Annotated in this window: 19 protein-coding genes and 1 pseudogene; 9 read left to right on the top strand and 11 right to left on the bottom strand. The window is 61.3% G+C overall.

Annotation, left to right across the window (positions count from 1 at the left end; translation table 11 throughout):
• Positions 1 to 105: 105 nt before the first annotated feature.
• From XI09_RS37405 to XI09_RS37395, 3 genes are all read right to left on the bottom strand, one after another.
• On the bottom strand, positions 106 to 1,530 hold the full coding sequence (locus tag XI09_RS37405) for an amidase (protein WP_271571362.1): 1,425 nt from the start codon (positions 1,528 to 1,530) through the stop codon (positions 106 to 108).
• A gap of 381 nt (positions 1,531 to 1,911) precedes the next feature.
• Positions 1,912 to 2,505, bottom strand: coding sequence for a DUF308 domain-containing protein (locus tag XI09_RS37400; RefSeq protein ID WP_271571361.1), 594 nt, complete (start codon positions 2,503 to 2,505; stop codon positions 1,912 to 1,914).
• 100 nt (positions 2,506 to 2,605) lie between these two features.
• The gene (locus XI09_RS37395) at positions 2,606 to 3,190 is read right to left on the bottom strand and encodes a TetR/AcrR family transcriptional regulator (protein ID WP_271571360.1); all 585 of its coding nucleotides are present in this window, start codon (positions 3,188 to 3,190) and stop codon (positions 2,606 to 2,608) included.
• A 75-nt stretch (positions 3,191 to 3,265) separates the two neighbouring features.
• On the opposite strand from XI09_RS37395, the gene XI09_RS37390 reads away from it, so the two are divergent.
• A complete protein-coding gene (locus XI09_RS37390) occupies positions 3,266 to 3,766 on the top strand; it encodes a peptide deformylase (protein WP_271571359.1) in 501 nt (166 codons plus the stop codon).
• 12 nt (positions 3,767 to 3,778) lie between these two features.
• Here the strand turns inward: XI09_RS37390 and XI09_RS37385 are convergent.
• Positions 3,779 to 3,931 (bottom strand): annotated as a pseudogene (locus XI09_RS37385) (IS5/IS1182 family transposase); the annotation flags it as partial.
• 181 nt (positions 3,932 to 4,112) lie between these two features.
• Here XI09_RS37385 and XI09_RS37380 point away from each other — a divergent pair.
• On the top strand, positions 4,113 to 5,168 hold the full coding sequence (locus XI09_RS37380) for an HWE histidine kinase domain-containing protein (protein WP_271571358.1): 1,056 nt from the start codon (positions 4,113 to 4,115) through the stop codon (positions 5,166 to 5,168).
• Positions 5,161 to 5,535, top strand: a complete 375-nt coding sequence (locus XI09_RS37375; protein WP_271571357.1) for a response regulator — start codon at positions 5,161 to 5,163, stop codon at positions 5,533 to 5,535. Before XI09_RS37380 ends, XI09_RS37375 begins: the two co-directional genes overlap by 8 nt.
• A 64-nt stretch (positions 5,536 to 5,599) precedes the next feature.
• Here XI09_RS37375 and XI09_RS46270 read toward each other — a convergent pair whose 3' ends face one another.
• On the bottom strand, positions 5,600 to 5,683 hold the full coding sequence (locus XI09_RS46270) for a DUF3309 family protein (protein ID WP_442869651.1): 84 nt from the start codon (positions 5,681 to 5,683) through the stop codon (positions 5,600 to 5,602).
• A gap of 196 nt (positions 5,684 to 5,879) precedes the next feature.
• Entirely contained in the window at positions 5,880 to 6,167 is a 288-nt protein-coding gene (locus XI09_RS37370; protein WP_271571356.1) for a hypothetical protein, read from the bottom strand.
• A 499-nt stretch (positions 6,168 to 6,666) separates the two neighbouring features.
• On the opposite strand from XI09_RS37370, the gene XI09_RS37365 reads away from it, so the two are divergent.
• Positions 6,667 to 7,008, top strand: a complete 342-nt coding sequence (locus XI09_RS37365; protein WP_271571355.1) for a hypothetical protein — start codon at positions 6,667 to 6,669, stop codon at positions 7,006 to 7,008.
• Positions 7,009 to 7,326: 318 nt separating this feature from the next.
• Here XI09_RS37365 and XI09_RS37360 read toward each other — a convergent pair whose 3' ends face one another.
• Positions 7,327 to 7,611 carry a hypothetical protein gene (locus XI09_RS37360; RefSeq protein WP_271571354.1) on the bottom strand — a complete coding sequence of 95 codons (285 nt, stop codon included), beginning with the start codon at positions 7,609 to 7,611 and terminating at the stop codon, positions 7,327 to 7,329.
• 836 nt (positions 7,612 to 8,447) lie between these two features.
• Here XI09_RS37360 and XI09_RS37355 point away from each other — a divergent pair.
• The 4 genes from XI09_RS37355 (at position 8,448) to XI09_RS37340 (ending at position 13,762) form a co-directional block, all read left to right on the top strand.
• Positions 8,448 to 9,608: an AI-2E family transporter gene (locus XI09_RS37355; RefSeq protein WP_271571353.1), complete on the top strand. Its 1,161-nt coding sequence runs from the start codon at positions 8,448 to 8,450 to the stop codon at positions 9,606 to 9,608.
• A gap of 187 nt (positions 9,609 to 9,795) precedes the next feature.
• Positions 9,796 to 11,733 (top strand): ABC transporter ATP-binding protein/permease, encoded by a 1,938-nt coding sequence (locus XI09_RS37350; RefSeq protein WP_271571352.1) that lies wholly within the window; start codon positions 9,796 to 9,798, stop codon positions 11,731 to 11,733.
• Between the two features lie 807 nt (positions 11,734 to 12,540).
• Complete coding sequence (locus XI09_RS37345; protein ID WP_271571351.1) at positions 12,541 to 13,218, top strand: Crp/Fnr family transcriptional regulator; 678 nt, start codon at positions 12,541 to 12,543, stop codon at positions 13,216 to 13,218.
• 94 nt (positions 13,219 to 13,312) lie between these two features.
• Positions 13,313 to 13,762, top strand: a complete 450-nt coding sequence (locus XI09_RS37340; protein ID WP_333939167.1) for a DUF3551 domain-containing protein — start codon at positions 13,313 to 13,315, stop codon at positions 13,760 to 13,762.
• Between the two features lie 141 nt (positions 13,763 to 13,903).
• Here XI09_RS37340 and XI09_RS37335 read toward each other — a convergent pair whose 3' ends face one another.
• Both XI09_RS37335 and XI09_RS37330 read right to left on the bottom strand, forming a co-directional pair.
• Positions 13,904 to 14,782, bottom strand: coding sequence for an AraC family transcriptional regulator (locus XI09_RS37335; protein ID WP_271571349.1), 879 nt, complete (start codon positions 14,780 to 14,782; stop codon positions 13,904 to 13,906).
• Between the two features lie 115 nt (positions 14,783 to 14,897).
• Positions 14,898 to 16,157, bottom strand: a complete 1,260-nt coding sequence (locus XI09_RS37330) for a serine hydrolase domain-containing protein (protein WP_271571348.1) — start codon at positions 16,155 to 16,157, stop codon at positions 14,898 to 14,900.
• A 161-nt stretch (positions 16,158 to 16,318) separates the two neighbouring features.
• Here XI09_RS37330 and XI09_RS37325 point away from each other — a divergent pair, with 161 nt between their 5' ends.
• A complete protein-coding gene (locus XI09_RS37325) occupies positions 16,319 to 17,791 on the top strand; it encodes an NAD-dependent succinate-semialdehyde dehydrogenase (RefSeq protein ID WP_271571347.1) in 1,473 nt (490 codons plus the stop codon).
• A gap of 94 nt (positions 17,792 to 17,885) precedes the next feature.
• Here the strand turns inward: XI09_RS37325 and XI09_RS37320 are convergent, their stop codons facing one another.
• Together XI09_RS37320 and XI09_RS37315 are read right to left on the bottom strand one after the other, a co-directional pair.
• Positions 17,886 to 20,153 carry a hypothetical protein gene (locus XI09_RS37320; RefSeq protein WP_271571346.1) on the bottom strand — a complete coding sequence of 756 codons (2,268 nt, stop codon included), beginning with the start codon at positions 20,151 to 20,153 and terminating at the stop codon, positions 17,886 to 17,888.
• A 103-nt stretch (positions 20,154 to 20,256) separates the two neighbouring features.
• Positions 20,257 to 20,553: a hypothetical protein gene (locus XI09_RS37315; protein ID WP_271571345.1), complete on the bottom strand. Its 297-nt coding sequence runs from the start codon at positions 20,551 to 20,553 to the stop codon at positions 20,257 to 20,259.
• Between the last annotated feature and the right edge of the window lie 15 nt (positions 20,554 to 20,568).

Here is a 20,568-nt window from a genome sequence, read left to right as displayed (position 1 = left end):
GGCAGCGTCATTGGTCGCCCAGCGCGGGATGCTCTGCGAACTGATCGAACGCCTCGATCGGGAATTGCTCGCCCTCGAACGCCTCGCGCTTGCCGCCGACCTCGGTCATCGTCCCTGAAGAGACGTCCGCGCAGCGCCATCGACCAGGCTTGGTCGCGCAGCGGTGGCGCAGGCCTGCTCGACGCACCGGCTTGCGCGCAGGATATTCTGCTCGGCGAACATCGGCCCCACGATCTGCAAGCCGATCGGCAGCCCCTCGACAAATCCGCACGGCACCGAGGCGGCGGGTTGGCGCGTCAGGTTGAACGGCCATGTCAACGGCGTCCAGTCGAACCATTGCGGGAAGCGCGCGGCGTCGGGCGTATCGATCCCGGCCGCGAAAGCGGTGATGGGAATCGTCGGCGTCAGCAGCAGGTCGTAGTCCTGATGAAACGCCTGCATTTGCTGGCTCAGCGCGCGCATCTCGACATGGGCGGCTTGCAATTCGCGCGCGGACAGATCCTGGGCCGCGATGACCAATCGCAGCAGGCCCGGATCGAGCGCTGCCAGCTGCGCGCCGGTGAAATCACGCACCAGCGCGGCATGCGACGCCCCCCAGATCACTTCCAGCGCATGCTGCGCGCCGGACAGATCGAGAGCAACATTCTGCACGTCGGCGCCTGCCACAACCAGCGCGTCGATCGCCGGCCGCATGCCAGCCACCACGGCAGGGTCGGCAACCGCAAAGCCGAGATCTGGCGACCATGCGATCCGCAGGCCCGCAACACCGCGGTCGAGGCCATCGAGATAATCGATGCCGCGATGGGGAATGGCAAAGGAATCACGCGGGTCCGGGCGCGTGAGCACGTTCAACAACAGCGCGCTGTCGGCGACATCGCGCGACAGGCCACCGTAGACCGCAAGCGTTCCCATGACGCCGGGGAAGTTCGGCACCACGCCATAGCTCGGCTTCAATCCGAACACGCCGCTGAACGCCGCCGGGATTCGGATGGAGCCGCCGCCGTCGCCTCCGGTGGCGAGCGGGACCACTCCGGCCGCCACCAATGCGGCCGAGCCGCCGCTGGAGCCGCCGGGCGTGCGGGAAAGATCCCAGGGATTGCGGGTGATGCCGGTCAGCGGGCCATGGGTGATGCCCTTCCAGCCAAATTCGGGGGTCGTCGTCTTGCAGAAGAACACGGCCCCGGCCTCGCGCAGCCGGGCCACACCGGACGTATCCTGCGTGCTGGGCGCGGCCGCAGTGGCGTGGGAGCCGATGCGCATCGGCCATCCCGTGACCTGCGCGGTATCCTTGATCGCGACGGGCACGCCGTCGAGCGGCCCTAGCGGCGTTCCGCGACGCCAGCGATCCGCGGACTCCGCTGCCAGACGCCGCCCCTGCGGCTCGTCCAGCAGGCACACCGCGTTCAGGACGGGATCGACCGTGTGCAGCCGCGCCAGGGTCGCGTCCAGCACATCGACCGGCGACAGCTCGCCCTTGGCGAAGCACCGGGTCAACTCGCAGGCGGAAAGCCAGTTCAGATCATCAGACATGGGGCATGCTTTGGCGCATGTTCTGGCGCGAGGAGAAGCCTTCGCGCGCTTTGGATCATCGCCTGTAGGTCATAAACCAACTATCGATCAACCGATCATGCAATTTTCAAGGAGAGCGCATCTCAAGGAGCGCACTTGCGCCTTCGGTTCCTGCGGCACCCGCGCCCGGGCTGCGCATGAACGTGCCCGCCCTTTCGAAGATGTTACGGCCTGCCAACAAAAATCGCGAAAACAACCCCATGCACAGTAGACGGCCCCAGCGGGATCAATGACTTGCGAGGCCGGTCACTTACGAAGCCGGTCACCTGCGATGCCAAGCCGCGATTTGACTCGTCGGGCAAAACACCGGCATCTTGTCATGATCCCGCCAACGCCATCGCATCACCCCAGCTGAGCCCGCCTGACGCCACGCCGCCGCGCGCTGACGGTGAGCCAAATCGCCGAGACCAGGAAGTAGAGCGCGCCGACCGCAGCATAGCCGGCGACATTCGTGATCGACGGCGCCGCGGGCATCGCGGCCTGAGCGATGAAGAAGCCGCCTGCGAGTGCCGATTGGCCACCGCTGAGCGCCATGGCCCACTGCGCGCCAAAGCGCCTCCAGCGCCGGATCGCCGTCCCCAGCTGGAGCAATCCGGACAGGATCGCCCATGCACCGAACACGCCGAGCACCCAGTTCATGCTGACCTGCAATGCAAGGATGACCGCGACCGTGGTCGCCAGACTGACCAGGACGTTCAGAGCCTGCGTGCGGTTTTGGCTGAACCCACCGCTGCGCAGCGCGTCGAGCCAATTGGCCGCGGCGTCCCACGCCGGATAGGCAATGAGCAAAGCTGCGGCGACCGGCGCGGAGGATTGACCGACGGCAAACGCCGCGACGACCCAGGCGACGGAAAACCCCGCGCGCGCGAAGTAGTACAGCCTCAGCCATTGCGCCTGATCGGCCAGGGCCGAATCCAGCTGATGATGGTCTTCCATGACAGTCTCCTGACCTACTAGTTGGTAGTCTTTCGAGCGAAGCGAAGTCGCCGCGACGAATGTCTCGCAGCTTGTGATTGTCGGGCTCTTCGGATGAATCTCAGCGCGTCGCGGACAGCCGCTCCAGCAGCGGCCGGGTGATGACACCGAACATCTTGGGATCGCCATAGGCGCGCGCCGACAGCATCGCACCGTGAACGGTCGCCATGAATCCTTCGGCCTCGACCCGCGCGGTGCCGGAAAGCTGGAGCCGCCCCTGCCGCTTGCCGCGCTCCATCACCGAGGTCAGCCAGGACGCCAGGGCGCGGAAGTGCGCGCGGACTTCAAGCGCCACCTCCTCGGGCAGCAGCGGGAGCTCGCTGGCAAGAAGCGCACAGACACAGAAGGGAGCCGTCGCGTCCTTGATGCACGCCTCCCAGTAGGCGAGATAGCTTTTGAGCTGTCCGCCCGGGTCCGGGATATTGCGCTCGATTGCGGAGAGTCCCGCCGCGGCTTCCTCGCGATAGCGCGATACGAGGGTGCGGACCAGATCGACCTTGCTGGCGAAATGGTGGTGGATGCTCGGCTTGCGAATTCCGACGACATCGGCGATGTCGGCGTAACTGAAGCCGTTATAGCCGCCGGCAATGATCAGCGTGCGGGCGCAGGCCAGAATGTCGTCGGCGGTCGAGGAAACGTTGGTCATGGCCAGTAGCTACCTTCCAGTTGGTAGGGCGTCAGAACCGGGTGCTTCAACCATCCGTGAGTGGTAGGAGCGTGCATGACCATCCGCCCCCTCGTCCGCTACCCCGACCGCCGGCTCGCGATGCCTGCCCGCCCGGTCACCGCATTCGACGACCAGCTCCGCGAGCTTGCCGCGGACCTGCTCGACACGATGCGCGCCGCGCCCGGCATCGGCATCACGGCGCCGCATATCGGCGTGCCCTTGCGCGTCGTGGTGCTCGAGCTCGACGCCAAGGACGGCCCGCGGACCTATGTCAATCCGGAGATCACATGGGCTTCGCCGGAGATGATCATGCACCGCGAAGGCAGCGTCTCGATGCCCGGCGTCAACGACGAGGTTCAGCGTCACGCCCGCGTGCGGATCAGCTACTGGGATCTCGACGGCACCATGCAGACCGAGGAGTCGGAAGCCTTGCGGGCCGTATGTCACCAGCACGAGATCGATCAGCTCGACGGGATGTTCTGGATCCAGCGGCTGTCGCGGCTGAAGCGGGAGCGGCTGGTGAAGAAGTTCGAGAAGATGTCGCGGGACTTGTAGGGTGGGTTTTATTGACGCAAACTGGACGAATGCTGGGTAGTTGACGGCAAGCTTGTCGTAACGCGTCGCCACCCGACGACACTGCTTGATCCGATTGAAGAACCGCTCGACCTTGTTCCGGGCGCGGTAGAGATAAGGGCTAAAGCAGATTGGACTGCTGCGATTGGGTTAAATTAATCGAGTTGGCCTGCAGATCCGGGGGGTCTGAGTACGAGAATATTTTGATTACAGCAATGAATGGCCGTCGCAGCAACGTAACTATGCTACCGTGAAGGCCTTGATTCAGGAAGAAATCCGCGCCACGTTCATAAGCATTACATGTAAAATAGATTGATCGACCCATGGCATGTCGGAAATAACAAAAAAATCTGACCAGCAGAAAGTCGCCGAAGCCGAAGTCGAGAGCTTTCGGAGGGAGCTCGGTCCGTTTGTCGTTGCCGCTGAAACTACTCGAATGGCGATGGTGTTTACGGACGCGACGAAGCCCGACAACCCGATTATTTTTGCCAACGACAGCTTTCTCTCTTTAACCGGGTACGACCGCGAAGAGGTACTCGGCAAGAGTTTCAATTTTCTGATGGCGCATGGTGACGATGCTGAGGTGCGAACGCGCATTAAAGCCGAATTCGAAGGTTCGCCCAGCGTCGGGACTGAAGTCCTTTGTTGCCGCAAGGATGGAGGCGAGTTCTGGACCGGCGTCTTCGTCAGCCCGGTTCGTGATGAGGCCGGTGACATCGTTCAATATTTTGCATCGTTCGTCGATCTTACCAAGCATAAGGAGGATGAAGCCCAGTCAAAGATGCTCATCGACGAGTTGAACCATCGCGTAAAGAACACCCTTTCAACGGTACAATCGATTGTCTGGCAGACGTTGCGAACGCCTTCCAATCCCAAGGTCATCCGGGAATCAATCGAGTCCCGACTGTTTGCGCTCTCCCGATCGCACGACCTGTTAACCCGTGAAAAATGGGAAAGTGCAGGACTGCTCGACATCGTTCATGATGCCCTGGAGCCATTCGGGGTCTCAGGAGGGCGGGCGGATCGCATTGCCGTCACGGGTGAGAACATCCGTTTCCCGCCAAAGTCAGCCTTGGCCCTTGGCATTGCGTTCAACGAGCTCGCGACGAACGCTGTGAAATACGGTGCATTGTCCAACGCGGCCGGATCAATCCTGATCGAGTGGACGATGGAGACTACACCGGCAGGACTGCAGCTTCTCCTGAACTGGAAGGAGAAAGATGGCCCCCCGGTCACGCCACCTGCACATAAGGGATTTGGATCGCGGGTGATTGAGCGTGGTCTCGCCCATGAACTGGAAGGCACCATCTATCTCGACTACAGACCGGATGGCCTCGTCTGCACGATGGACATTCCCTTACCACGAGGTGCTCGCGTTGGATAAATTGCTTTCCGGCCGGCGGGTCCTCGTTGTCGAGGATGAGATGCTGGTTCTTATCATGATTGAAGACATGCTGGCCGACCTTGGATGCAAGTCGGTGACATCTGCCGCGACGGTCGACAAGGCTCTCGCCCTGATTGATGCGCAAGCCTTCGACTTCGCCCTGCTGGATATAAATCTGAATGGCAGGGACAGCCACCCGGTGGCGGAGGCGCTCGCGGCGCGCGGAGTACCGCTTGTCTACTCGACCGGCAACACCGATCACGGTTCAAGAGACGGCTACTCCGACCGGCCAGTGCTGAGAAAGCCGTTCAAATATGAGGATCTGGTCGCGATACTTACCCGCCTCAAACTCGCGCCGGTCGAGTGATAGCGCAGATTTTCATTTGTTCGACGAAGGCGCGTACGCTCGGTGACGCCGCCGGGTCAAATTCTTACCAATGACCTCTACGGCGGCCCCAGTATCCGCCGCCGCCAAACAACAGCAGCACGACAACTATGATAAGGATCAATTCCATAGGAAGTCTCCTTTGGTAATGACTTCAAATAGCGAACCGCTTACCGTGAACTAAGTTCCGCCTAGCGGGCCGTGAGCATCTCTTTGGATTCCATACGAGCTGGTCAATATTGCTCACTTTCAAACTCTTCCCGGCTAGGACAATTAAGAGGGTCACGCCACGGTTGGCTTCGAAGTCCTTCGAATTGGTCGTCGAATCAGACGCTTTCGTTGCCGTCCACTTTCATCGCGCCGGTCGTTTCTGCATCCGGATTGCCCCGCGCTTGTTGAGGTACCACCTCTTTTGACGCGGCGCCGGTTGTTACGGTCTCGGCTCCCTTTGCTGCGGGTGCGTTCATCGGCGCCGCAGTGTCACCTTTTGGCGAAGCGGCAGCCGGCGACTCCGAACCCTTTGCTCCGCCCTGATTAACACCTTGAGCCGCCGCAAACCCAGTCGCGGCCAGCAAGGCCGCAACGGCCACAGAAACCATCAACGTTTTTCTCATCTGATTCCTCCTTACATCTTAACTTGTGCCGACGAACGTCAGCGATAGAGCCGAGCGGTCCCCACAGCTTATAGTTCCGCCATGACGATCTTGGGTTGGAAGATGGATGCGAAATAACGCGACTGAAATCACGTCGATCAACGCAGGATCCAGAGCAAGCGCCTACGTACGAGCAACAGATGGCATGGCAGCCACCGATCTCGGATCTGCGTCATCGTGATGCTGGTGATTGGCTAATCTGCCATTCCCAGTTTCCGTGTCATGGTCAAAATTGCTCAGTTTCGAACATTTAATGTATTCAGACACTCGCACGGGTCGCTGCCTGTTCATTCTTGATTTACGGCTTTGCATGCGCCACCGCGATACGAGGTGCGACATCTGTCCAGGTCAGTGCGACAGCCGCGCTCTCGCCGGATGAAACGGGGATGACTGGAACAAAGCTGATCTCACAATGTTGGTCTCCCGGCGGTACCGTTACCGACCAGGTGGAGGTTACCCCATGAGAAAGATCAGTATTGTACTCTTGACTGGCGCAGGCGTTCTGTTCGCGAACAGCGCCATGGCCGCCGGCGTGTTTACCAATGACGCCACGTATCTCGGCGTGAGCCAATCAAACGTGGAGCAAGTACGCCTGGTTTGCGATGACTCCGGCCGTTGCTACCAATCCCGTGGATCGCGGCGCGCGGTTATCCAGCAAGGCTACGGCGATTCGTACAACTATGCTCCCCGCGAGCGGTACATCGAAAGACGCGGCTACTATAACGACCAGCCGCGCTCCGGCATTGGCTTCAGTGCCCCGGGCGTGAGTGTCGGTGTAGGCGTTGGTAACGATCGCTGGTAAATACACGGCTAAACGGAAATGAGGTTGCAGCGACCTTTTTCTTCTGTCTATTTCCTTTTTCTTCTGTCTATTTCGTTTTCCTCCTCTCAGGGGGAAGCACGGCGGGAGTGCGACACTCGACTGTTAGCAATGCTGATGGAAGAACAGCCAAGCAGACAGCACGAACTCGCTCAAATGAAGATGAGGGGCTACGGGCAGTGGTCTAGGGCGTGTACTCATAAACCCGCGCCGCCGTCAGGGCGCCCACGAGTACGAATCCAACCTTGGCTCTGCGGAGTCAGGTTGGTCTTGGTGGAACTTCTTCGCGGACCACGATCGTTAGCGGGGCTTGTCTATCTGCCCGCTGCTTTGCTCGCTAGCCTTGGGGTTTTTGTCTGCATCCTGGTGCATCTGCTCGCTGGATTGCGGGCTAGGTGCGGCCTGCTGCTGTTGCGCCTGCCCGGTGGTTTGCTCGCTAGCCTTGTTTTTTTCTGCATCCTGGTGCATCTGCTCGCTGGTTTGCGGGCTGGGGGCGGCCTTCTGCGGTCCGGGCTGCTGTTGCGCCATTGCGGGGAAAGCGACCGCGCTTCCGGCAACAATCATCGCGAAAATTGATGTTCGCATGGGCTCTCTCCTCCGTGGGCTACCCTGACGTGGTAACGCACCAAATTCCAGACGTTTCCCGGCGCTAGCTATTTTTTAGAGACCCTTGCGTTCGGATAGGATGGAGTGCTTACGCACGTTCGGTTGCACAGGCAGTTCGGCCACGCTTTTGGCGCGCTAGCCACGTCCCGCGTGCAAATCTGGAGCTCTTGCACTCCTTGTGGACCGTCGCCGTGTCGAGAGACGCAGAGATGGACATGGACGCTCTGACGAGTTCAAGAATGTCAGCCACGGGTCGTCACGAGCGGTAATGTCTGACTGATCGTAAGATTTCCGCTTGAACGTCAGAAGCTGACATCCGCCGTTATGAGTACGCCCTAGCCTTACGCTCTTCCTTCGCGGCGCTATAGTTTCGTGAACTTCGGAACTTAGTATCGTCTCAAAACGTCTCCTATTGGAGCATCGTGCTTTCGTCCCGAAGTCGCGCATGCCTCAATCTCGGAGTGTGCAATGAACATTTTTTACATCATCGGCGTCGTGGTCGTCATAATCTTCGTTGCCGGATTCCTCGGGCTGCGTTGATCAAACCATCCGATATGATTTTGACCTGATCTTATCATGGCTGGCCAAAGGCAGTAATAACTGAGAGCAATCCGCTGGCGCTTGGTACAACTCTCGCCCCAAGAACGCCTTCCACGCCAATTGAACTGCTAATGCTGCCCCGCCCGGCGCAGGTCAAACCGGTGACAGAGTACGCCGTAGCCAACATCAAGCCCTTTCATCCTCTCGCCCGAGGTCGACCAAAACGGTATAATTCCTGTCTGGCACGATGACATTCGCGTCCGGGAGGGAGAACAATGATTGCTGCCTCACCGCCACCACAGCGCCCCCCTATTACGCCGGTCTCAGACGACCATCTGCCAAAGCCACAGGCTGCTGTGACGGAGGCTGCCGACGAGACGGAGATGCCGCTGCCGTCCAATCTGCAGACATTCTTTCTCGGCGGTTTGTTCGCGTTGGGTGTCTTTGCAGTGCTCTACGTGGCAAGCGCGATCATCCTTCCCGTCGTACTCGCCTTCGTGTTGAACCTCCTTCTTCAACCCGCTGTCCGTCTTCTAGGCCGTGTGCATCTGCCCCGCGCTGTCGCAGCGCTCTTGACCGTTTTCCTGGTTATTGGAGCGCTGGTGGGTCTTATAGCAGCCTTATCGGTACCGGCCACGACTTGGGCTGAGCGGCTGCCCGAGGGCATACCGCGCCTGGAAGCACATCTGCAGGTTATAAAAGGGCCAATCCAGGCATTGCAAAAGGTTATCCAACAGGCCGAGCAGGTTGCAGACGCTCCCCCTAGCCAGGGCTCGATCGTTTCGGTTCGCCGCGATCTTGGCCTGACGGGCGCACTTTTCGCAGGGACGCGCTCAGTGCTCGATGGCCTGTTTACGACGGTCTTGGTGCTCTATTTTCTTTTGGTAGCGGGCAACATTTTCCTTCGACGCATCGTTGAAATCCTGCCGACGTTCAGCAACAAGCGACAAGCCGTCGATATCTCTCAGCAGATCCAAGAGGACGTATCGGCCTATCTGGTGACGATCACGGCCATGAATGCCGCGGTGGGGATCACGACGGCGGCCGCGATGTATCTTTGCGGCCTTGGAGACCCCTTGTTGTGGGGCACCACAGCCTTCCTGCTCAACTACATTCCAATTTTGGGGCCGTTTTTCGGGGTCTGCATCTTCGTGCTGGTCGGAATGCTGAGCTTCGAAAGCTTATGGTGGGCGTTGCTGCCGCCGGCCCTCTACTTTGGCATTCATCTCATCGAGGGTGAAACACTGACACCCATGCTGCTTGCGCGGCGCTTCACGCTGAACCCGGTGTTGGTCATCTTGTCGCTGGTGTTCTGGTTCTGGATGTGGGGCGTGCCTGGCGCGATCTTGGCCGTCCCCATGTTGGCTATCCTGAAGATCATTTCTGATAGGTTGCGCCCGCTAAAGGCTCTGGGGCATTTCCTTGAAGGGGAATAGTGGCATTGCCTTCTCGCTGCTACGTCCCATAGCAACTGAGATGTTTGTAACGGCTCGTTTTGCGTCATGCGGACCTGCGCGGACCTCGTCGTCCGGCCCCGTGCAATCAGTTGCGGCAGCCGAGCCGCCGAATTGGTGCGCTGCGACATGGAATGGAACTTTCAGGTTCCATTTGCGTTGACAGCGCATGAATCGGCAGCCGATCGAGAACGTCGTCGCAGAAACCGGCAAGACGATCGACGCCCCACCACCAGAGATTCTCGAAACGGATCCTGGGCTGTCGCCGGAAGAAGTCGAGCAAATTCGCCGCGACTACTTACTGAAGCGGTTCTGGATCAGCGCCAAGGGTTTTTGGGGAGCGGCTGGCGGCAGGCTGGCTTGGGTTCTCACCGGCGGATTGCTGGTGCTGATATTCCTGCAGCTCTCCTTCCAGTACGGCATCAACCTCTGGAACAGAGCGATCTTCGATGCCATCGAGAGGAGGGATGCAGACGTCGTGCTGCATCTTACAGGGGTGTTCTTTCCACTGGCAATCGGCAGCGTGCTGCTTGGCGTAATTCAGGTCTACACCCGCATGGGCATCCAGAGGCGATGGCGGGCGTGGCTGACCAGTTCGGTTATTTCCCGCTGGCTGAAGAGCGGTCGCTACTACCAGCTCAACCTGGTCAGCGGCGATCACCAGAATCCGGAGTACCGCATTGCCGAGGATTTGCGCGTGGCGACCGACGCGCCGATTGATTTCGCCACCGGCGTAACGTCCGCGTTCCTGTCGGCAACGACATTCATCATCGTACTCTGGACGATCGGCGGTTCGCTGACGCTGACAATTGCAGGCGCCACTGCGACGATTCCAGGCTTTCTCGTCGTAGCGGCAGTGCTGTATGCAGCGATCGCGAGCGGCTCGATGGTCGTCATCGGGCGAAATTTCGTGGCCATTTCGGAAAGCAAGAATCAGACTGAAGCTGAGTATCGTTACGCCCTGATGCGCGTACGCGAGAACGGTGAGAGCATTGCGCTTCTGGGAGGGGAGGAAGAGGAGCGCTCGGGCATCGACAAATCGTTCGGCAAAGTGCTGAAGCAATGGGCGCTGCTGTGCGGTCAGCACATGCGCACCACCATCGTTTCGCAGGGATCGAGCCTGATCGCGCCCGTCATTCCGATATTGCTTTGCGCGCCTAAATTTCTCGAAGGCAGCATGACGCTGGGCCAGGTGATGCAGGCGGCATCGGCGTTCACCATCGTTCAAAGCGCTTTCGGCTGGTTGGTGGATAATTATCCCCGCTTGGCAGAATGGAATGCGGGAGCGCGCCGCATTGCATCGCTGATGATGTCCCTCGATGGGCTTGAACGTGCGGAAAGTGGCGAGGGCCTCAATCGCATCAAGCGCGGCGAAACCGAGGGCAATACAATGCTTCGTTTGAATGACCTGTCAGTCACACTTGATGATGGCACCGCCGTGGTTGGCGAGACGGAGATTCTGATCGAACCTGGCGAGTGGGTTCTGGTGTCAGGCGAGTCCGGGACCGGCAAGAGCACATTGGTGCGCGCGATTGCTGGGCTTTGGCCATGGGGCGGAGGCAGCGTCGATTTCCATGCGGATCGCCGTTTGTTCATGTTGCCGCAAAAACCCTATGTGCCGTCGGGCACGTTGCGTCGCGCTGCCGCCTATCCCGCGGCCGCCGAAGATTGGAGCATCGAGCAGATCGGGGAAGCGCTCGACAAGGTGGGGCTGGGTCATCTGAAGGAGCGCATCGAGGAGGAGGCTCCCTGGGACCAGACGTTGTCGGGCGGCGAAAAACAGCGGCTTGCCTTCGCGCGGCTCATTCTTCATCGCCCGGATATCATCGTGCTTGACGAGGCGACGTCCGCGCTCGATGACCGCAGTCAGGACAAGCTGATGGAGCTGCTTAACGAAGAACTTAAGGACGCGACCGTCGTCAGCGTTGCCCATCGCGCCGAACTGGAGGAGTTCCACAGCCGCAAGATCACGCTTGAGCGCCGCAAGGGCGGGGCGAGGTTTGTCAGCGACATTGATCTGATTCCGCTTGATAGCCGCAGGCGCTTAATGGGACGCTGGCTGCGCAAACGCAAGGAGCCTCCGCGCCCGGCCCGGCAGGTGGCCTGAAGCCTGCGTCTGACTGTCCCTTTCGGAAACCTAATCCGGTGGGCAAACAGCCCGCGTTTTTCGCGACTGAATGACCCGGCGGCATCCGATTTTTGCACTTTTCGGACGTAAGGAATTAAGCTGACGAAGTCGGCTCATCGGGGTGAGCGAACATCGCGATTGCGTGCGGGAGGTTCGGAAAGGACCAAACCGGAGATTTGGTCTGAACGACTCGAGAAACGGGCCGTCGGGGGCAACGTTCGCTTTGCCTGCGTCGGGTCGGTTACCCCGCCACAACCACCGACGCGCGGATGAATGGAAGGCAAAACGCACGCCAACAGAGGCGACCTAGATCGCAACCGAGAACTTCTCAGTCCTGTTGCACGCTAGGCATTCGAAAGTGCGAATGTCGAAGCCAGGCGCTGACGGCTCGATACAAGACAGCCTCATTGGCTTGCGGCACTTGGAGCAGGCCAGGATTCCGATTTCGGCCCGGCTGTAAAGTGGATCGGGATGCATGGATGGCATGGTGCTCACCTTGGATCAGGCGGGAGCGCGACACTCTCAGTCACCGGTAAAAGCCTGTACGGGGCGGTGATGGAAAACAGTGTGCTCTTCCGGGTTCCGGAACCGCTGGTCAATATTGCTCAATTTCGAAACAAATCACCGCCAGTCCGACGTCTGGCGCATGAGTGAGTCCCGGTTTCCCCCGCCGGACTCGCTCCAGCCGGTCAAATTTCCCTCATCACCGAAAGTAGCTGCTTCATTACGGCGTTGGAACCGCTATGATTTGAAGCACGCTCGTTCATCGGAGCAAAGGAGGCTCCTGTGGAGACGCCAGCCAATAACGAGTTCGATCCCAAAGCCTTTCTCGCCAAGGTAGGGGCGGGCAAGACGATCCTGAAATTCGAGAAAGCTCGGCACGTCTTTGAGCAAGGAGACGTGGCGGACACGGTTTTCTACATTCAAAAAGGCAAGGTCAAACTCACCGTCCTATCCGAGCAAGGCAAGGAAGCCGTAGTCGGGATTTTAGAACCGGGCCAGTTCTTCGGCGAGGGATGCCTCAATGGCCATCCATTGCGCATCGCGACCACAACGGCGATGGAAGAATGTGTGATTACCTCAATAACCAAAGAAGCGATGATTGCCACCCTTCATACTGAGCCGAAATTTTCCGAGCTGTTCATGGCGTATCTCTTGACACGGAACAGCCGAGTTGAAGAGGACTTGATCGACCAGCTTTTCAATTCAAGCGAGAAGCGGCTCGCGCGCCTTCTCCTGCTGCTCGCACATTTTGGAAAGGAAGGTATACCTCAGCCTATCTTATTGGATATCAGCCAGGAAACGTTGGCAGAGATGATTGGAACGACCCGATCCCGCGTGAGCTTCTTCATGAACAAGTTCCGCAAACTTGGACTCATCAGCTACAATGGAAGGATAGAAGTTCATAATTCGCTGTTGAACGCTGTTTTGCATGAAAAGCCCGAGATAGAGCGGAATGACTAACAAGCAAAGTCTAGACCGCTAGTGGCCCATCGCAACATATTGCGCCGCCGCACTGTGAGCAAAGCGGACATCGTCGCGTTACACCACGAAGTCTATGGGTACACGGCCTAGATCATGCACCCCGTGTCGTGCGGACTTGGAGGAGGTTCCAATGCGCAAATGGGCTTTGACGATTTTGACAGTGAGTCTGGCCTTAACAGCAGGGCACGCCCGGGCTCAAAGATATGATCCGGCTTTCCCCGTTTGCTTGAACGTCGTCTCTCGCGGAGCCACCCCATATTACAGATGCAGCTACACGACGATGGACCAATGCAGGGCGTCAGCCAACGGTCAGATGTGCGTCCTCAATCCGTATTACGCCGGTGCGACGGCCAGAGCGAACAATCGCCGTAACTATCGCCAAACGGACACGCCGCCCAAGCCGCCAATCCGCTACCGGGCCGCACCGTACAATCAATTCAATGAACCATATTATGGAGCTTCCCAAGGCTATGCGCCGGGCGAAAAGCAACGATTTCTCGACAGCGTGAGACGATACATGTGACGGATGACGGGCCGACCGTGTTCGCGCATGTCTGCCGCCTGGCGGCGTAATCCGCCGTGTCGAGCGCGCGACGAGGAAAGAACGGCGGATTACGCCTTGCGGCCCATCCGCCCCACAGCCCTTGCGATCTCCACCAATGCGCTATTTCAGCGGCAGAAACACGTCCGCAACCGTCTCATGCTCCGGCACCTCCGGGAAGAAGCTCAGCCGCTGGCAATAGATCGGGAAGTCGCGGGCTTCCTCGCCGCTGGCCGGAAGCCAGTCGCGATAGAGGTAGAGCGCGGCGGGCTCCAGATTGTCGGTGTAGCCGACGACCCGCAGCACCGCGCAGCGCCCGCCGGGGATCTCGCCGGCCTTGATCTCTTCGCCATTCGCCTCGATCGGCTGGTCGGTCCCGACACAAAGATCCGTGCTGTAAGCGGCCGGCGAGTCAGGACGCCGTTCGGACCGCCAGACATTGAAGGTCGGACTTGTCCTGGGGTGCAGGCCCGCTGCCTTGCGCCACGCGATGAACCGCCGGATGGTGTCGCCGAGCGTTGCCGGGTCGCCCCGATGCTCCATGATCGCCACCCGCGTCGGGGGCACATTGCGTATCGTCACGTCGTCATTGGTAAAAGTCTTCATGAGCTTGCTCCTCGCGTTGTCGAGAGGCCCGAAGGCCACAAGCCACGGCTCCCAGTCGGGAGAGTTGCGGAACGACGACGGCGATTGCCCGAACCGTTGCCGAAAGGCGCGGGCGAAGGCATCCGGGGCATCGTAACCGGCGTCCATCGCGATGTCGGTGACGCTTTGGGCGTCCGCGTAGGCCAGCCGGTAGGAAGCGCGCTTCATACGGGCCAACTGGACATAGCGATGCACTGACAACCCGAAGGTCGCCGTGAACTGCCGGTGGAAATGAAACTTCGAGAAGGCCGCAACAGCGCTTAAGCTTTCCAGGTCCAGATCAGCGTCGAGATGCCGGTCGATATGCTCCAGCACCCGCCGCATCCGGTCCTGATAGTTTTGCAGCGCCGCCTTCATCGTCCCTCCTCCGTGGCGGCTCCAGTTAGTCGCTGACGGCCATGATTTGCTCGACCGATCTTGCGGTTTGGCGAGGTGCCGGCTTCACCTCTCCCCAGCGGGGAGAGGTGACACCCTACCCGCCCGCCATCAGCTCCTTCGCCAGCGCCATGTAGGCCGGCAGCGTCACCGGATCGTTGGCGGCATTGCCTGCGACGGGGTGCGAGGCGTAGCGCGCGATCACCATCTCGGCCTTGGGATCGATGTAGATGCCCTGGCCGTACACGCCGCGTGCCATGGTGGCGCCGTGAGCATTGTGGGTGACCCACCATTGATTGCGGTAGGACGCGCCCGGCAACGTGGTGTAGCCGGCCGGCTTGAACTTTTCGGGGTCACCACCGCGCGCGATGTCCTCGACAACGGTTGACGGGACGATCTGGCGGCCGTTGAAGCGGCCGTGATTGCGCATGGTCTCGCCGAAACGGGCGAGATCGCGCAACGTCGTCGACAGGCCGCCGCCACCGCTCTCGGTGCCGATGCGGTCGACGTGATAATGCGCGTCCTCCTCCGCGCCCATAGGCTGCCAGATGCGCTCGGACAAAAGATCGGACAGCGTCATACCGCTGGCGCGCCGGCAGATCCAGGCGAGCACGTCGGTGTTGACGGTCTTGTAGGCAAAGGCCTTGCCGTGCTCGCCCTGCTTCTTCTGCGCGATGAGGAAATCGAAGATGGTGGTCGGGCCGTCATAGTCAGGCGGAATCGGCGCCATGCCGTTGGCGCGCCGCAGGCCCCACACATGCGAATTCCTGTCGGTGTAGACCTCGGTGTATTCGAGGCCGGTGGTCATATCCATGACCTCGTGCACGCGCGCATCGCCGAATGCGCTCGCCTTCAGCTCCGGCACATAGTCCGTGACGGGCGCCTGCGGATCGATCCTGCCCTCGCTGACCAGAATGCCGGCCAGCACGCCGGTGAAGGACTTCGTCACCGACATCCCGATATGCGGCTTGTGCGGCTTCAACGCACCGAAGTAGCGCTCGTAGATCAGCTTGCCCCGGTGCAGCACGGCAATGCCGTCGGCATAAGTCTCCTCCAGCATCTTCGCAAACGTCATCGGACGGCCGTCCATGGTGATCGAGGCGACCGCGCCGATGTCGTGGTCCTCGCGCGGCAACACCGACGCGGGCCCTGCCCCGCGCCAGACGTTCACCGTCGGCACCAGCTGGCGGACGTTGCTCCAGGCCCAGCGCAGCTCGGGGAAGCTGCGGAAGGAGCCGTTCTGGAAGGTGATGATGCGATCCGGCGCCGGCGGGAATCCCTTCATCCAGCCGAGCGTTTCGGGATCGGTCTCGGCGGCGGTTGCGAAGGCTTGATTGGCGGCGGTCGCGACGGACATGAAGGCTGGCTCCAGAGAGGGCGATGTGGCTGGCGTATCATGGGACGGCGCAACTCGCATCCCGCGTTTGTGCCGGGGTGCTGTGCAGTGAACCCTGACGATGACCCGCCCCAGCGACCGCCCGCGCGGTCCGATCGCTGTCTCGTGAACGGCGTTGAGGCGTGCCGATTGACCTGCCTCAAAGTGACGAACTCCATTGTGATCCATCGTTTCGTCAGCACTGGCGAAAGGAACGACGACGCATGGCCTACGCAACCACCTACCCCTACACGGGTGAAGTCCTCAAGACATTCCCCGCCGCGAGCGATGCCGAGGTCGCCCGCGCGATCGACGCGGCGCATGCGGCCTTCCTGGCCTGGCGCGAGACGTCCTACGCCGCTCGCGGCGCGATCCTGCAAAAGGCAGCTGATCTGCTGCGCAAGGACGCCGATGCCTATGCCAGGCTCCTGACGCTCGAAATGGGCAAGCTGTTCGCCGAAGCGAAGGCCGAGGTCGAGCTGTCGGCGAAGATCTTCGAATATTACGTCGAAAATGCCGAGCGCCTGCTCCGTCCGGAAAAGCTGCCTGTCGCCGATCCCGCCGAGGGCGAAGCCGTCATCGTCTGCGAGCCGCTCGGCGTGCTGCTCGCCATCGAGCCCTGGAACTTCCCCTACTATCAGATCGCCCGCATCATCGCCCCGCAGCTTTCGGCCGGCAACACCATGCTGCTGAAGCACGCCTCCAACGTGCCGCAGAGTGCGGCGGCGTTCGAACGGCTGATGCGTGACGCAGGACTGCCCGAGGGCGCCTTCATCAATCTCTACGCGACACGCTCGCAGGTGGAGACGATCATCAACGATCCGCGCGTCCATGGCGTGGCACTGACGGGCTCGGAAGATGCCGGCGCTGTCGTCGCCGCGCAAGCCGGCAAGGCGCTGAAGAAGTCGACCATGGAGCTCGGCGGCGCCGATGCGTTCATCGTGCTGGCCGACGCCGACATGGCCGAGACGATCAAATGGGCGGTGTTCGGCCGTCACTGGAATGGCGGCCAGGTCTGCGTCTCGTCCAAGCGCATGATCATCGTCGACGCGGTCTATGACGAGTTCCTCGCGCGCTACCGCGAGGGCGTGGCCAGCCTCAGGGCGGGCGACCCCTTCGCCCCCGAAACGACGCTCGCCCCGCTCTCCTCGCAGGCGGCGGCCGATGAGATCAAGGAGAAGATCCGCCAGGCCGTCGCCCATGGCGCGAAGGCGGAGCAGGTCGGCCCACCCGTCCCCAATCAGGGCGCCTTCGTGCAGCCGACGATCCTGACCGATGTCGGCGACGACAATCCGGCGCGCTACTGGGAATTCTTCGGCCCCGTCTCGATGCTGTTTCGCGCCAAGGACGAGAACGATGCCGTGCGCATCGCCAACGATTCCCCGTTCGGCCTCGGCGGCTCGGTGTTCACCTCCGACACCAAGCATGGCGCGGAGGTCGCCAGGAAGATCTCGACCGGCATGGTGTTCGTCAACCATCCCACCAAGGTCGAGGCGGACCTGCCCTTCGGCGGCATCCGCCGCTCCGGCTACGGGCGCGAACTGTTGGGGCTTGGCCTCAAGGAATTCGTCAATCACAAGCTGATCGACGTTGTCGATATCGACGCCCGGTTCTGAACGACCTCGTGAGTCACCCGCGCCGGCGTGGCGCGGGTGACGCGCGTAAGATGAGATGGGTCGCGCGAACGATACCCATCGATCCGGCTTTGGCTTACCCCTTTCGCCCCGTGCGCTTCTTCGCCTTCGCCGCGCGTTTACGGCCTGGGGCTGCTCGCGTCGGTCCACGTCCCGCGCGGCCGCCTGTGTCGGCGGTCAATTCGGGACGCAATCTGGCGAGCTTGGCGCGGTCCGGCAGCAGGTCCGCGAAGCCGTCGAGCACGTGCGGCGCAGGCGCACCGTCGCCGGCAATGGCCTGCTCGCCTGCCGGCGCCGCGGTCTGACTGAGAGCCTGCAACCGCCGGCACGCCTCACCGAGATGATAGGCATCGCCGCCGAGCGCCACCCATTTGCCGACCTCAGGATGCAGCACGAGATTGGCCGAATGGTTGTCGGCAGAGCTGGACGGATAGTCGACGAACACGTCGATCCCCGACTGCACGCCCACCATCACGCCCTGCGCCGACCACGACACGGCGACGTCGACGCGGTAGCGGCCCGGCCGCTCGAAGGCGAAGCCCGCCGTGCTCCAAAACACCTTCGCCGAGGCCGTGACGCTCTTGCCGGGCTCGAGCTCGCTCAATTTCGCGTGCTCGCACAGGATGACAAAGGGCCTGACCGGACGCTCGCGGCCCTCGGCATCGGTGACAGTGATCGACGCGAACAAGGCCTCGATGCCGACGTCGTTCGGCGCGCGCAGCGACACGCCGCTGGTGTTCGTCATCGTCCATGACAGATCCAGCGGCTGGCCGAGCGCCACGCGGTCGGTTGTGGCCGTCACCGACAGCGCCAGCTCTGAAGCATCGAAGTCGTGCCGGTCGGCGGCCTGCGGCGCGCCGGTCGGGAACCAGCTTGCGAACGGCCATCCGCCCGGACGAATGACCGGATCCGGCATGTGGTTCAGGTGATGACGGACGTTGGTGTTGTGCGCGAGCTTGATCTGATCCGGGAACACGCCGGGCTCGCCGGTCGCGGGGCCGCCGAGCACGTCCGCGACGCTCGGCGTCGTGGTCATGATCGAGTTGTCGGCCGCAGTTTCCTGCTCCTGATGAATCTGGTTCAGCGTGTGCGTCAGCTCGTGGGTCGCGCTGCGCAGGAACGCAAGCGGCACGTCGCGCTGCTTCCTGTTCGCGGCCAGACCGAAGTTCGACGAGTCCGAGGTGGGATAGCCGTCATCGGAGAAACTGGCGCAGCCTTCGCGGGGAACGCCGATCTGGTCGTACATGATGCCGCGCGAGCACCCGAGCTTGGCGGGCACGACGATCATGTGCACGCGCCATTCGGTGTCGAGATTCGTCGCCGGATTCCGCACATTGGTCATCAGCGCGTGCAGATCCGCCGAGCTCCAGCAATTGGTCGCCACCACGCCTGCGGGAACCGGGACGTTGAGCTGGTCCTGCACGACCGTCAGCTGCCAGCCGGTCCTGGCGAAGATCGTGTCGAAGAACTCCGTGCCGCCGGCGCCGTCGGGCACCGGCGCGGGCCGCACGGCTCCGACCAGCGTATCGATCTCCAGCGTTGCGCGGCGGAAGAACTTCGACACCCAGGCGAGCGTGACGCTGCCCTTGTCCACACCGCCCTCGAACAGCCGGCCCTCGTAGAACGGCCCGCCGGTCAGGGAGAACGGAAACGGCGCCGGCACCTTTGAAAGCTTCATCGTCACGGTGCGCGACGGCGTCGCCGGGAACGTGCCCTTGAACTGGCCGACCGGCGGCTGCGTGTAATTGAACTGCTCGGCGACGATGGTGAGCTCGCACTTCTTCGGGATCGGGACCGCGACGGGCGCGGAGACGCTGGTCACCCTGAGATAGGAGTGATAGCGCGCGCGAGGGAAGATGGGGATCCTCGGCCTGCGGATCGGGAACGGAATAGCCGGCTCGTCGACCGCGCTGAGCGAACCTGCCACGCTCGTCAATCCCGAGTCCGCTGCGGCTTCATCTCCGTCCTTGTGACCCACGGGCGGCAACGGATGGGGGATCGGACCAATCACCGGCCGCTTCGAGTAGAGATCGCCGCTGACGATCAGATGGTCCGCGCCGCCGTCGGGCGCCGAGCGATCGACGCGCAGCGTGCCTTCGAAGGAAACGAATCCGGCCGTCGGCTTGAAGTTGATCTGGTAGCAGCCTTCGCGAAAGTCGAGCCTGCACAGCTTGAAGGGCGGAAAGGGCTGCAGATCGGTCGAGGCCGGCTGCTCGCCGGAATCGTCATCGCTGATGCTGATCTGGCGCGACAGGGGTACCTGCGGCTTCATCGCCGGCTCGACCGATGCCCCGGTCATCTTCGCAAGGCTGCCACTGGACTCATGCTCTGAGCAATTGCACATGTCGTATTCTCCTCGTTGAAATGGCGAGGCGATCGACGTGAGCATCGGGCTCGTTCGCGGGTACACCCGCGTTATCTCAAGTCAGCTGTGGCGTGCGAAAATCCTACGCGCGCCGATAGGTCACGACACAGCCCTCGGAATCCGTAAACTCAAACCGGTCGGCCTCGAGTGAAATGCGATAGGTCACAAGTTCATCGTTCGCCGTCCCGACGACGAGTGTGTTGGGATCCTCGAGACGGTAGATTCCCGCGTCCCACCACACCATGCCCTGCCCCTCGCCGCGCATGCCGCGGTAGGTACCGGTCGAGAAGGTGATGGTGGCGGGATATTTGTCCGCACACGCAGCCGCCGTGGTTTTGGTCCACGTACCAACCATGCTCCGTTCGTGTTTGTCAGCCATAGTGTCTCCATAGCT

The sequence above is a fragment of the Bradyrhizobium sp. CCBAU 11386 genome, assembly GCF_028128955.1.
Taxonomy (GTDB): Bacteria; Pseudomonadota; Alphaproteobacteria; order Rhizobiales; family Xanthobacteraceae; genus Bradyrhizobium.
The sequence above is the reverse complement of the archived record's forward strand: the minus strand, read 5'-3'. Positions and strand labels throughout refer to the sequence as shown.